Genomic DNA, 12,916 nt, shown 5'->3' with positions numbered 1-12,916 from the left:
CAGCTCATTGGAGAGAACATGAAGAGCGCTTTCGATTTGGTCATTCGCGGCGGCACCGTCGTCGATGGCAGTGGTGAAGAACTGTTTGAAGCCGACGTTGCCATTTCTGACGGCCGGATCGTCGAGGTTGGGAAGGTTACCGGGCGAGGCCGCGACGAGTTTGACGCCAGAAACAAGCTGGTGACCCCGGGTTTCGTCGACATCCATACACATTACGACGGGCAGATAACATGGACCGATTCCTTGACCCCATCGTCTCTCCACGGCACGACTACCGTCGTCATGGGTAACTGCGGCGTCGGCTTCGCACCGTGCCGCCCGGACCATCATGACTTGCTCATCGAGGTCATGGAAGGGGTCGAAGACATCCCGGGTATCGTCATGGCTGAGGGTGTACCCTGGAAATGGGAACGCTTCCCGGAATACCTGAATTTCCTCGCGGGAAAGAAGTCGGACGTCGATTTCGCGACGCAAGTGCCCCACGGTCCGGTTCGCGTTTATGTGATGGGTAGCCGCGGCGCAGCCCGTGAACCTGCAACACTCCAAGACATGCAGGCGATGACCAAGATCGTGAAGGAAGCGGTAGAAGCCGGCGCGCTCGGATTTTCAACCGCCCGAACGATGATTCACCGCCTGCGTGACGGCAGGCTCGCGCCGACGATCACGGCCGGCGAGGAAGAATTGCACGCGATCGCCATGGGCCTGAAAGAAATTGGTAAAGGCCATTTGCAGATGGTCGACGACTTTGCTGATACGACCGCCGACGCGTCGACCGAGTTCGAAATGTGGCGTCGTATCGTGACTGCCTCGGGACGCCCCTTGTCCTTCAATCTCGTGCAATCGCATTCGGCGCCGGATCGCTGGAAGCACATCCTGTCGAAAGTCCGCGGAGCTAACGAGGCGGGTCTTTCGATCAAGGCCCAGGTGTCGTGCCGTCCGATCGGCATCTTCCTCGGACTTGACATGTCCTCGCATCCGTTCATGAATTCGCCGAGCTACCAGGCTATTGCGCATTTGCCGCTGGCTGCACGCGTCGCTGAAATGCGCCGCCCGGAGGTGCGAGCGAGGCTTCTCTCGGAGAAGCCGGAAGGGATGAGCGCCGAATGGCAAGGTTTGTTCTGCAATGCCGCCGAAATGGTCGAATTCGCCGCCCCACTCGACTATTTCCCGGCCGCCCAGGAGAAGCTAACGGTCCGTGCAGCCGCGATGGGCATCACGTCTCTCGAGCTTGCCTACGACATCCTGCTCAAAAACGACGGTCAGGGCATGCTGCATCATGCTGTCGTCAACTACGCAACGAACGACAACACCGTCGCCCGAGCGATGATGGCGCACCCGGATACTCTGATCGGCTTGGGCGACGGCGGCGCGCACCTCGGTATGATCTGCGACGCGAGCATCCCGACGCACCTGCTCGAATACTGGACACGCGATCTGCCGGCGGACCAACGGATCGAACTGCCGTGGGCTATCTCTGCGCTCACGCGAAGAAACGCAGAGTTTATTGGCTTGCGCGATCGTGGGCTCGTTGCCGCAGGCATGAAGGCAGATCTTAACGTCCTCGACTACGACGCCTTGCATTTGTACCCGCCTCAAATCGTTGCCGATCTGCCGGCCGGCGGAAAGCGCCTGACCCAGAGCGCGGATGGATATTCCGCGACGATCCTCAGCGGTGTCACCACTCAGGTGAACGGCGTGTCGACGGGCGCTCTCCCCGGTGGTCTAATCCGCGGAGAACGGCTGGACCCTCGCACGCGCTGAGTCGTCGCACCGAGCATGGAAAAGTCGGAACTCGCGTCGCCACAAGGCGGCGCGACTTAAAATTAAAGGAGACATGATGCAAGCGCCCGGTACGCTCAGCGAGTTCGCATCCAACTCGCTCGATCCCGTCATCTACGCAAAGATATTGCGACGGCTATTGCCCCTGATGATGGTGATGTTCTTTGTCAATACGCTCGATCGCGTCAACGTTGCGTTCGCAGCCCTGCAAATGAACATGGACCTCGGATTTAGTCCCCTTGTCTATGGTTGGGGCGCCGGCATCTTCTTTCTCGGGTACTTCCTTTTTGAGGTCCCAAGTAACTTGATCATGACCAAAGTGGGGCCGCGACTCTGGATCGCGAGGATCATGATCACCTGGGGGATTCTCTCCTGTGCGACCGCGTTCGTAAAAAGCGCTCATAGCTTCTACATCCTTCGCTTTTTGCTGGGCATCGCGGAAGCAGGTTTCACCCCGGGATGACCTTCTACCTCAGCCTCTGGTTACCCAAGCGGTACGTTGCTCGAACCTGCGGAATCTTCTTTATTGCCGTCCCTCTCACGACCGTGATCGGTGCCCCACTGTCCACCTCCATTCTCCAGCTTGGCGGAGCAGCCGGACTGCGCGGATGGCAATGGCTGTTCCTGATTGAAGGGGTACCAGCGATTTTACTCGCCGTCGCTGCACTATTTTATCTTACGGACCGGCCGAAAGACGCGGCGTGGCTATCCGAGGCGCAACGAAACTCGCTAACGCGCATCCTCGGCGGTGAGCACGCCTCGATCGAGCGTCATACCAACCGCCACACGATCGGGCAGGCGCTGTGCAACCCGCGTGTCCTGCAACTCTGCGTAGTTTACTTCTGCATCGTGGTCGGCTTGTACGGCGTCGGATTCTGGATTCCGCAGATCGTGCGACAGACCGGTCTTACGACGATGCAGACTGGTTACGTCGCAGCCATACCTTATGTTTTCGCTTCGCTGGGCTGCAGCTTGTGGGGACGTCATTCCGATCTGAAAGGCGAGCGCCGTTGGCACCTGATCGGCGCGGCCACACTTGCTGCGGTCGGATTGGCGGCGAGCGGGACGGTCGGTCAACCCGTCGTGGCAATAGCAGCGCTCTGCGTCGCAGCCGCCGGCATTTATGCTGTGCTCCCGGTCTTCTGGTCTTTCCCGCTTTCCATCCTCACCGGCAGCGGGGCGGCTGCGGGCATTGCGCTTATTAACTCAGTGGGGAACCTTGGTGGCTTCGTGGGCCCCTATGCCGTAGGGTGGCTCAAACAGGCAACAGGTGGCTTCGAGGTGCCGCTGTTGTTCCTATCCGGCAGCATGCTGATTGGAGCGCTCATCGTTTTCGCCTGTGTTCGTGACCCGCTGCGCCACAAGGACTCGGATGCACAAAGGAACGTCGCGACCAATTAAAGATACCAGTGAGGCATACAGATGGATTCGAATCTGAAAGGGAAGGTGGCAATCGTAACTGGCGCGGGTTCAATTGGACCGGGCTGGGGAAACGGGCGCGCCGTGGCGGTTGCCATGGCTCGCGCGGGTGCTCTGGTATTGGCGTGTGATCGAAGCAGCGAGGCCGTTACCGAGACAGTGGATTTCATCCGCACGGAGGGCGGTACCGCAGAGCTATTCGTCGGCGACGTTTCGAGCAATCAGGACATGCTGGCGATGACCGAACTATGCGTAGCCCGCTTTGGCGGGATTGATATTCTTCACAACAACGTTGGAATACACGCTGTCGGCGGCCCCGTCGAAACTAGCGAAGAAGAATGGGACCGCATCATGGCAGTTAACGTGAAAAGCATGTTCCTGACATGCAAGCACGTACTTCCGGTACTCGAGTCCCGCAGCGGTGGGAGCATCATCAACGTCGGATCAGTAACCGCTCAGCGGTACATGGGCATTCCGACCATTGCCTACACCACCAGCAAGGGTGCGATCGTGTCCTTTACCAAAGCGGTTGCTGCGCAATATGGCGATCGAAACATCCGGGCGAACGTGATTGTCCCAGGCATCATCGACACCCCCGTAATGCGCAGTGGAGACATGGCATTTGCTGGCTCCCTCGGTTCCGGAGACCGCGCCCGAGCCGAAGAGAATCGCAGACAAGGGGTACCGCTCCGCCGCTTCGGGCAAGCATGGGACGTAGCCAGTGCGGCAGTTTTTCTGGCATCCGACGCCGCGGCCTATATCACGGGAACGGAGCTCGCCGTCGACGGTGGACTCTCATGTCGCGCATTTTGATTCGTCACTCGCCGACCATATCCGTCGTGTGCTTGTTCGTGCGTTAGATGCATTGATTCAACATTTTTTGAGCCATGTCAAATTCAACCTTATTGAACGGTCTGCGTGTTGCGGTAACGGGAGCCGGTGGCACCGTTGGACAGGCAGTTGCTCGCGAAGCGCTACAGATGGGTGCCTCCGTCGCACTGATCGACATGAAGGTGCCGGAAGCACTGCGAGACCTCTCGGGCGCGAAGTATTACACCGCAGACCTTACGGACGAACGGGAGATAAGGCAATGCTTCGAGGAAGTCGGCCAGATCGACGCTTTGTTGAACATCGCCGGCGGCTTTGCGATGGGGCGCCCCGTCCACGAGACTAGCGACGCGGACTGGGACCAGATGTTCGACATCAACGTCAAAACGCTGCTTCACTGCGTCCGACAAGCTGTGCCGGGGATGATCTCAAGAGGAAACGGCCGGATCGTCAATATCGCGGCCGTGAGCGCGCGGCGCGGGCAACCTCTTATGGCGCCCTACTCGGCGTCGAAGTCTACAATCATTCGCCTCACTGAGAGCATGGCAATGGAACTTCGCGAGAAGGGAATTAACGTCAACTGTGTGCTACCGAGCATCGTCGACACGCCCGCGAATCGACATGCGATGCCGGATGTCGACCACAGCAAATGGGTTTCACCGGTAGATTTGGCTCATGTCGTGTGCTTCCTTGCGTCCGATCATGCAAGGGCAATCCACGGTGCGAGTTTGCCAGTAACGCATCTGTCTTGATGAACCACGTCTAACTTGCCCTCCACTCACTAAGGAAAGAGGTCGACCACTATGATCAACGACATGTTTGTTTTCGACTGCGTCATCCACCTTTATGACCTGACGCATCAAAATACCCGGACCGATCGCCCTGACGCAAAAGTATCGCGCGCGCAAATGCTCTCGAGCGGCATGGCGCTTACCCCGCCGCAGCGCGCCGGATTTGAGTTCGAAAAACGCTGGGGCGTTGAGGACATGCACGACCTGGTCTTCGTTCAGTCGCCTACCGATATGGCGATGGCTCAGGCGGTGCCGATCTTCGACTGGTACAAGGATGGATTCGCACCCGTTGAGGCCCAGTACGCGATGGCAAAGGCGTATCCCGATCGCGTTCTGTTTTGCGGTGGCGTTGACCCGAAGTATAAGGGCTTGAACTACGCGTTTGAGCAGCTGGAATACCAGGTCAAGGAGCTGGGTGCTCGTTCTATCAAGTTCTACAACGGGCACATCAAAGGTGCCTGGCGATGCGATGACGAGGACGTAGCTTATCCGCTCTTCGAGCGGTGTCAGAAGCTCGGCATCGACGTTATTCAATTTCACAAGGGTGTTCCGTTTGGCCTGCAGAATGTCGAGCAACTGTCGCCGACCGATCTCCAGGGGCCGGCGAGAGACTTTCCCGAGATGGAGTTCATCATTCATCATTTGGCGGTTCCCTACTTCGACGAGGCCGTTTCGATCGCAAGCCGTTTCCCGAATGTCCACCTCGCTCTATCGGGTACGCTGTCCGCGGCGCTATTCGCTCCGCGTATTGTTCAGAAGCAAATTGGCGAGCTGTTGCAGGTCGTCGGGTCCGACAAACTCCTCTGGGGGTCAGAAGCGGCTCTTATCGGCACACCCGCGCCTTATTTGAAGGCGTTTATGGACCTGGAGATCCCTGAGGATCTTCGCAGTGGATATGGATATCCCCAAATCACGATGCAAGACAAAGAGAAGATTTTGGGACTTAATTTTGCGAAGCTGATGCGCATCGATCTTGAGGAGAAGCGACGCACGCTGGGCCTCCATTCATCGACCATCCGGGGAGAAGCAGCATGAACATTCACGCTATCCGCTCTGAGATTGAGCATCTCGATATGTTGCTGCACGGCCACGCAGGCGGCCTTGAGCTTGTCGACGCAGACGACAGTGGGACAGTTGTCGTCAGGTTCACCGGCATGTGTACTGGCTGCCTTCTGCGACCGATGACCTCAGCCGCAACAGTACAGCCCGCCCTCCTCCGGCTGGAAGGCGTAACAGAAGTGAAAATCGAGGGAAGCCGGATATCCGATGAGGCTGCAAGGCGCATCGCACGTGCGCTGTCCTGAGCATCCTACGGTCTCCTTGATTCGTTCGGTGCATGTCGTATCTGCAGAAGTTTCACTGTAAATCGATGCCGACATTGGATAGATTGAATTAAATGATCAACCGTTCGAGTCAAGGATACTTTAAAAAATGGAGAATCAGTATTTCCCGGAGCTGGAGGTCCCTGCTTTGGCTGAGAGCGCCGTGCGAGGCGCCTCCTACTGGCGCAGCCTTATCATTCTTGCCGCCGCAACATTAGGGTTGGCCGGTGGCTACACAGCGCTTTTTGCCGGCACTTCTGGCGTTTTTCTTTTGCCCATCGCGTCATCGCTCGGCTCGGGTCGTGCAATCGCGTCGAGCTGTGTCGCGCTCTCCTCGCTAGGCATAGCGATGAGTTCGCCGTTTGCAGGGCATCTGATTCATCGTTATGGCTTTAACAAGGTCATCGGCGGCTCGATCGTTCTGTTCGTACTCTCCCTGCTTTCCCTTGCAGTTGGGCCACTAATTGCTGGAGCCGTGGGTTTGAAGGTCTTTGCTCTCGGTCTCCTCGGTGTTGCGACTACCCCGGTGGGCTACTTGCCCATTCTCGCGCGTTCGTTTGAACGAAGGCTTGGCCTCGCCTTCGGTATTGCGTCATTTGGCGCCGGAGTTGGCGCGGCCGGGGCTCCGCTGTTGGCACGCTGGGCAATCGGCCAGTACGGCTGGCAACACGCCTACGCGATACTGGCTATCGTCGCGGCAATCCTCGGTGGCATATCGATCTTGTTCCTGTCCCAAGTGGACGTTTCTGTTCATTCGGCTTCCGCTGCACAAGGCCCGACTATCGCTGGCGTGTCTCCCGACGGCTTTGGCATGACGCTCGCCGAAGCCTTCCGGACGCCTCAGTTCTGGATTATCAGTATCAGCATTGCCGCGGTCGCTGCCGTCGGCCTCGGGAGCATGGTGCATATTCCCGCGCTGCTGGTAGACAGGGGCGCTACTGCGAGCAAGGCCGCCGCCGGCAGCGCCTTCGCAGCAACAGGTCTCACGATCGGCCGGTTCATGGCTGGGCTGCTGCTCGACCTGACACCTGCCCGGATACTTTCCACCTGCGTGTTTTTCCTTGGCGCAGTGGGAGCCGCGATTCTCGCAGCTTCTACGCAATCTACATCGTTTCCGACACTTGCGATTGCGGCCGGTCTAACCGGGATGCTGGTCGGTGCCGAGGGTGACCTCATGCCCTATCTCGTCAAACGATATTTTGGGCTGAAGTCATTCGGCATTGTTTATGGCTTCATGATTTCGCTCTTTTGTATCGGCACGCTTGCCGGCCCTATTCTCTTCGGTGTCGGATATGACAAATTTCATGGATACACTGTGGTCATGATCTCTGCGTCTGTCCTGAGCGTAACGAGCGGGCTCGCAATTTTCCTGATTGGCCCGTACCGCTATAAATCCTAGGCACGCACTCCAGTCAGCTCAACCGCGCCCGATTTAAAGGACACCAACTAGACCGTCGCAAGCATCTGGAATCTGACGTTAGAGCAACCAGCGTCGTTTTTTCGATGATATTTGAATATTAAAGATACCTAAATAATAAGAAGCCATAGGCCATATCACAGGTGTTCGGAGATCACAACAATACAAGGAGACGTCTATGAAAAAGCAACGAATCTATCTCGCAGCCCTCTTTCTGTTCTCGGGAGCTGCGAGCGCACAAAGCAGCGTCACGCTGTACGGAAGCGTCGACGCCGGTATAAACTACATCAGCAATATCAAGGGTCACTCAAGCTGGACAATGACCAGCGGCGTGTCGCAAGGTAATCGATGGGGATTCCGCGGAGTTGAAGACTTGGGCGGTGGCCTGAAAACGATCTTTGTACTGGAAAACGGCTTCTCCCTGACGAACGGGTCTCTATCGCAAGGTGGCCGTCTATTCGGACGCCAAGCTTGGGTGGCGCTAAGCAGCGATAAGGCGGGCACGCTCTCGCTGGGTCGACAGTATGATATGGTCGTCGATTTCGTGCAGCCGTTGACAGGCTTGATTTACACGGGCTACACGCACCCGTTTGATAACGACAATCTGCAGAACGCTTTCCGAATCAACAACTCCATCAAGTACACAAGCATCAGCTACGGCGGCTTCAAGTTCGGCGGCTTGTACGGATTCAGCAACACGGCGGGAGGATTCAGCGATAACCGCGCATGGAGCTTAGGCGGATCCTATCAGAACGGCCCGATATCCCTCGGTGTCGGGTACCTCCACCTGAATAATCCGAACGACAACACGAGTGGTGCCGTCTCGGGCGACTACATCAATGTCACGACGACGGGGGCTTTGGGCGCCGAGGGACTCAAAACGGCCGTCGCGCGTGAGGATGTCGTGGCAGCCGCCGCTGCTTATAAGTTTGACGCTCTCCGTGCAGCTTTGGTCTACAGCCATTCAAAGTTTCAGTCGGCGACCGACCGACTCTCCTTCGACAACTACGAAGCCAACCTGGTCTACCGGGCAACGCCAGCACTCTGGGTGGTCGGCGAATATAGTTACACGGACGGCAAACTCGCGTCGACTGGCGCCGCGCCGAAGTACCATCAAATTCAACTGAATGTGGACTACTTAATGTCCAAGCGCACTGACGTATACCTGACCACAGTCTATCAAAGAGCCGTCGGAGATGCGTCCGCCGCCGCAATTGCCCCGGATACTTTTGGCGCTGCTCCCCCCGATGCATCGAGCAGCAAGAACCAGTTGCTCGTTCGCGTCGGCCTTCGCAACAAGTTCTGACGCCCGCAATTTAAACAACGGTCTGACGGTCCCTCGATAGGGTACCGTTGGGCGCTAGTCGACTGGAAAACATCATGAACATCAGATGTCTAGATCCCGCCGCAATGGATTTTTCGAAACCCTCCCAACGGGACGCCGAGGAGGCCGTGCGGACGCTAATCCGCTGGGCAGGCGATGATCCATCCAGAGAGGGGCTGCTGGATACACCTGCGAGGGTGATCCGTGCCTATCGCGAGTTCTTTTCCGGTTACGAATCCGACCCGGTGCAGATTCTTGCCACGACGTTCTCAGAGGTGGATGGTTACGACGAAATGGTCGTGTTGAAGGACATCCGATTCGAAAGCTATTGCGAGCATCATATGGTGCCGATCATCGGGCGCGCCCATGTTGCCTACCTTCCCTCGCGACGGGTCGTCGGGATCTCCAAGCTCGCCCGTCTTGTAGACGCGTATGCAAAGCGACTTCAGATCCAGGAAAAGCTGACGGTCCAGATCGCGGATGCGCTCGAAAGCGTCCTGCAACCGCTCGGGGTCGCCGTGGTGCTCGAAGCTGCCCATCAATGCATGAGCACACGAGGCGTACATAAGCCCGGCGCCGCCCTAGTCACAAGTCGCATGCGAGGGGTTTTTCGTGATGACCCGTCGACGCGGAGAGAGTTTCTTTCGATCATTGGCCACAGTGCGGTCGCTGCGCTGCCGAATGCGTAAGCCTTCCGCTAGATCTGGTATCGTCGCATCCTGTCGGCGCCAGCAAGCTACCCGCCGCCAAAATTCCCCTCCCCGGAAGCGACATGGACCTGAACCGCCTGGATCTCAATCTGCTGAAGATTTTCGATGCAGTCTATCGACTCCGGAATCTTGCTGAAGTGTCGAAAGAAGTCCACCTAAGCCAGCCGGCGGTTAGTCATGCGTTGGCACGCCTCAGGGAGGCGCTCGGCGACCGCCTTTTCATTCGTACACCTGGTGGGCTTGAGCCGACAGCGCGGTGCGACCGCCTGGCTCAACCGGTCCGGACAGCGCTTGAGACGATCAGCGATTCGCTCATCGATTCCAGCGACTTCAAGCCCGAAAATTGCACAAGGGAATTCAGGCTGCTTCTTTCCGATGTCGGGGAGATATTGTTCGTCCCTTCCTTATTGAGCTACCTCCACACTACCGCTCCTCAAGTCAAGCTCGGGATCTTTCAGGCACCGCGTGCCAGTTACGATCGGATGCTGCTCGATCGCGAAGTCGATCTCGTGGTTGGACATCTGAACATGTCCAGACAATCCATCCGAGAGGAGCCGGTTTTTCGTGATCATTGCGTGGTCATGCGACGGAAAATTGCCAGCACGGTACAACCCCCAGGTCTCACGCTGGAAGAATTTGAGGAGAGCTCACACGTCGCAATCAATCCGCTCGACGACCCAGTCGAAAACGCGTTCGAGGATCTGAAGATCAGGCGTAACATCGTGCTACGGATGCCAAATTATTTTGCGCTTCCCAAGGTACTTGGTTTGTCTGATGTGCTCGTCACGGTCCCGTCACGGATCGCTCGGAACTTCCAGACGGACACGCCAATCGATGTATTTGACGTTCCCTTCCCTTCGCCGTTTTTTGACGTAAAAATGTACTGGCACACACGGCATGATTCAGATCCCGCCCACGTTTGGCTCCGCGAGACGTTTCTGATGCTGTTCCCCCACGAAAACACGAGATAGAAACATCGCCGGCCGTGGAAAACGACGGCCGGCTACCCAGACTCAGAACGTCCCGGAGAGGACGCCCGCCTTGATTTCAAGGTAATCCTCAATTCCGTTACTTCGACCCCTCTCGTCCGAGTCCCGATTGCTTTACACCACCAAAAGGCACAACCTCAGACGAGATGGCGCCCGTATTGATGCCAACCATACCGGTCTCAAGCGCCTCAAACACCCGGATGATGTGGTCAATTCCCGTTGCAAAGAAATAGCTCGCAAGGCCGAACTCCGTGCCGTTCGCCAGGGCGATTGCTTCTTCCGTCCTGAATTGGACGATCGGTGCGATGGGCCCGAAAGCCTCTTCCAGGAAGAGCCGCATGTCAGGCGTCACGTTACGAACGACCGTGGGACTGAAGAAATTTCCGTCGCGCTGGCTCCGCGTTCCCCCAACCGTGATCTTTCCTCCGAGCGCCACGGCGTCATGTAGCAAATCTTCGAGGTGCGTGATCGCCGCGTTATTAATCAGCGGGCCCTGATCGACGTCCGGCTCGGTGCCTATCCCCACGCGCAGTTTTGAGACCGCTTGCTCGAACTGACAGCAGAACGATTCGTACACCGCTTCCTGAACGAGAATGCGGTTGGTGCAGACGCACGTCTGCCCCGAATTGCGGAACTTCGAGAAGATGGCGGCGGCAACTGCTTTCGGGACGTCCGTATCGTCAAAGACGATGAATGGCGCGTTGCCGCCCAACTCCATCGAGAACTTCTTGATCGTCCCGGCCGAGCTGGCGATGAGCTCCCGTCCCACCTCCTTGGAACCGGTAAAGGTGAGCTTGCGTACCTGCGGGTTCGGCACAACTCATTACCGATGATGCTCGCGCTACCCTTCACAACATTTAGCACACCGGGCGGAATCCCCGGCTCCTCGGCAAGTGCAGCAAGCGCAAGCACCATGAACGGGGTTGCGCTAGCGGGTTTGAGCACGACGGTGCATCCTGCAGTGAGTGCAGGGCCCACCTTTCGCGTAATCATCGCGGCCGGAAAGTTCCACGGCGTGATCGCTGCGCACACTCCGACCGGTTGCTTTACGACAAGAATCCGGTTCCCATTTGTGGGAGCAGGAAGTACGTCTCCATTTATCCGCTTTGCCTCTTCCGCAAACCATTCAATAAACGAAGCGGCGTACCGAATTTCACCGCGGGCTTCAGTCAGGGCCTTCCCCTGCTCGGTCGTCAGGATCAGGGCGAGATCTTCCAGGTTGGCGAGAATTGCCCCATGCCAAGCGCGTAAAAAGCCGCGCGCGATCACGCGCTGATACCTGTCGCCAGGTCGAGAAAGCATCGGCCGCGTTGGCTACTACGCGCCGTACGGCCTGAGAGTCAAGTTGAGGCACCCGGTCGGCAACGTTGCCAGTGGCGGGATTGCGCACGACAATCGCGGCCTCGCCGGCTACGGTGACCCACGTTCCATTGACATAGTTGCTCTCGCGGAGCAATTCGGGCCGGGTCAGAGCTTCCGAAAGCGGACTTTGTACAGTAATTTCCATCCAGACGATTCCCTCGGTCAATCGCAGGTTTTATGGGTGCTACAGACCGCCACGAACGTCCATCAAACATCCGGTGACATACGACGCTGCCGGCGAGGCGAGCCAAACCACGGACTCAGCCACTTCGTCTGCGGTGCCCATGCGTCCCATCGGAATCGTGCTCGCGAAGCGCTCCAGAGCTTCCGGTGTGCGTTGCTGGTGCAATTCGGTGTCAATGATGCCGGGCCGAACCGCGTTGACGCGCACTCCCTCGCGAGCCACCTCCTTGGATAGTCCGATGGTCATCGTATCTAGTGCCCCCTTCGAAGAGGCATAATGAATCCATGTGTTCGGGGAGCCGAGGACCGAAGCGCCTGAGGAAATATTGATGATCACACCGCCCTTCCCTCCGCGAGCGGTAGACATGCGCTTCACCGCTTCCCGCGCAGCCACGAATGCGCCGACGACATTCACCCGGAACACCTCCGACAGATTCCCGGCCTTCAGGTCGGCTAGACGCGAAACACCGCCCGTTACGCCGGCATTGTTAACGAGAACGGCCATCTGCCCGAGCTCGTCGATCTGCTCGAGGGCGCGCAAAAGCGAGGCCTCGTCGCCGACGTCGGCTTGAAGGGCCCAGGCCTGTCCGCCGTGAGCGTGAATCTCGTGCACGAGCCGATGGGCCGCGTCGGCGTTTTCCCTGTACATGATGACGACCGGATACGTCTTTGCGGCGAGCCGGGCGACAGCTGCGCCGATTCCGCGACTGCCCCCCGTTACCACAAAAAGATTTTCGTGTCTCATTCTTATCTCCGTTTGGAATAGATAGTGTCAAGCGTGGCTCGCCAGTC

Annotated in this window: 10 protein-coding genes and 2 pseudogenes; 10 read left to right on the top strand and 2 right to left on the bottom strand. The window is 57.7% G+C overall.

What is annotated here, in order from left to right; genetic code table 11:
• Positions 1-36: 36 nt before the first annotated feature.
• From B0G76_RS24560 to B0G76_RS24510, 10 genes and pseudogenes are all read left to right on the top strand, one after another.
• Positions 37-1,761 (top strand): amidohydrolase family protein, encoded by a 1,725-nt coding sequence (locus B0G76_RS24560; protein WP_259460708.1) that lies wholly within the window; start codon positions 37-39, stop codon positions 1,759-1,761.
• Positions 1,762-1,834: 73 nt separating this feature from the next.
• Positions 1,835-3,180: pseudogene (locus B0G76_RS24550) on the top strand (MFS transporter).
• Positions 3,181-3,201: 21 nt separating this feature from the next.
• Positions 3,202-4,011: an SDR family NAD(P)-dependent oxidoreductase gene (locus tag B0G76_RS24545; RefSeq protein WP_120294829.1), complete on the top strand. Its 810-nt coding sequence runs from the start codon at positions 3,202-3,204 to the stop codon at positions 4,009-4,011.
• A gap of 74 nt (positions 4,012-4,085) precedes the next feature.
• Entirely contained in the window at positions 4,086-4,778 is a 693-nt protein-coding gene (locus B0G76_RS24540) for an SDR family NAD(P)-dependent oxidoreductase (protein ID WP_120294828.1), read from the top strand.
• A 51-nt stretch (positions 4,779-4,829) separates the two neighbouring features.
• Complete coding sequence (locus tag B0G76_RS24535) at positions 4,830-5,852, top strand: amidohydrolase family protein (RefSeq protein ID WP_120294827.1); 1,023 nt, start codon at positions 4,830-4,832, stop codon at positions 5,850-5,852.
• Complete coding sequence (locus tag B0G76_RS24530) at positions 5,849-6,121, top strand: NifU family protein (RefSeq protein WP_120294826.1); 273 nt, start codon at positions 5,849-5,851, stop codon at positions 6,119-6,121. The genes B0G76_RS24535 and B0G76_RS24530 overlap by 4 nt, the downstream gene beginning before the upstream one ends.
• A gap of 127 nt (positions 6,122-6,248) precedes the next feature.
• Positions 6,249-7,538, top strand: a complete 1,290-nt coding sequence (locus B0G76_RS24525) for an MFS transporter (RefSeq protein WP_120294825.1) — start codon at positions 6,249-6,251, stop codon at positions 7,536-7,538.
• 196 nt (positions 7,539-7,734) lie between these two features.
• Positions 7,735-8,862, top strand: coding sequence for a porin (locus B0G76_RS24520; RefSeq protein ID WP_120294824.1), 1,128 nt, complete (start codon positions 7,735-7,737; stop codon positions 8,860-8,862).
• A 74-nt stretch (positions 8,863-8,936) separates the two neighbouring features.
• Positions 8,937-9,569, top strand: a complete 633-nt coding sequence (gene folE, locus B0G76_RS24515) for a GTP cyclohydrolase I FolE (RefSeq protein ID WP_120294823.1) — start codon at positions 8,937-8,939, stop codon at positions 9,567-9,569.
• An 83-nt stretch (positions 9,570-9,652) separates the two neighbouring features.
• Positions 9,653-10,561 (top strand): LysR family transcriptional regulator, encoded by a 909-nt coding sequence (locus B0G76_RS24510; RefSeq protein WP_120294822.1) that lies wholly within the window; start codon positions 9,653-9,655, stop codon positions 10,559-10,561.
• Positions 10,562-10,603: 42 nt separating this feature from the next.
• On the opposite strand, the pseudogene B0G76_RS24500 reads toward B0G76_RS24510, so the two are convergent.
• Positions 10,604-12,086, bottom strand: a pseudogene (locus B0G76_RS24500) (NAD-dependent succinate-semialdehyde dehydrogenase).
• A 39-nt stretch (positions 12,087-12,125) separates the two neighbouring features.
• Positions 12,126-12,869, bottom strand: coding sequence for an SDR family oxidoreductase (locus B0G76_RS24495; protein WP_120294820.1), 744 nt, complete (start codon positions 12,867-12,869; stop codon positions 12,126-12,128).
• Positions 12,870-12,916: the final 47 nt, after the last annotated feature.

The sequence above is a fragment of the Paraburkholderia sp. BL23I1N1 genome, from assembly GCF_003610295.1.
In the GTDB taxonomy this organism is placed as follows: Bacteria; Pseudomonadota; Gammaproteobacteria; order Burkholderiales; family Burkholderiaceae; genus Paraburkholderia.
The sequence above is the reverse complement of the archived record's forward strand: the minus strand, read 5'-3'. Positions and strand labels throughout refer to the sequence as shown.

What these genes read in the sequence shown, in the direction of transcription:
- B0G76_RS24530 (WP_120294826.1), top strand. Translation starts at nt 5,849, where the DNA reads ATGAACATTCACGCTATCCGCTCTGAGATTGAGCATCTCGATATGTTG.
- B0G76_RS24525 (WP_120294825.1), top strand. Translation starts at nt 6,249, where the DNA reads ATGGAGAATCAGTATTTCCCGGAGCTGGAGGTCCCTGCTTTGGCTGAG.
- B0G76_RS24535 (WP_120294827.1), top strand. Translation starts at nt 4,830, where the DNA reads ATGATCAACGACATGTTTGTTTTCGACTGCGTCATCCACCTTTATGAC.
- B0G76_RS24520 (WP_120294824.1), top strand. Translation starts at nt 7,735, where the DNA reads ATGAAAAAGCAACGAATCTATCTCGCAGCCCTCTTTCTGTTCTCGGGA.
- folE (WP_120294823.1), top strand. Translation starts at nt 8,937, where the DNA reads ATGAACATCAGATGTCTAGATCCCGCCGCAATGGATTTTTCGAAACCC.
- B0G76_RS24540 (WP_120294828.1), top strand. Translation starts at nt 4,086, where the DNA reads ATGTCAAATTCAACCTTATTGAACGGTCTGCGTGTTGCGGTAACGGGA.
- B0G76_RS24510 (WP_120294822.1), top strand. Translation starts at nt 9,653, where the DNA reads ATGGACCTGAACCGCCTGGATCTCAATCTGCTGAAGATTTTCGATGCA.
- B0G76_RS24545 (WP_120294829.1), top strand. Translation starts at nt 3,202, where the DNA reads ATGGATTCGAATCTGAAAGGGAAGGTGGCAATCGTAACTGGCGCGGGT.
- B0G76_RS24495 (WP_120294820.1), bottom strand. Translation starts at nt 12,869, where the DNA reads ATGAGACACGAAAATCTTTTTGTGGTAACGGGGGGCAGTCGCGGAATC.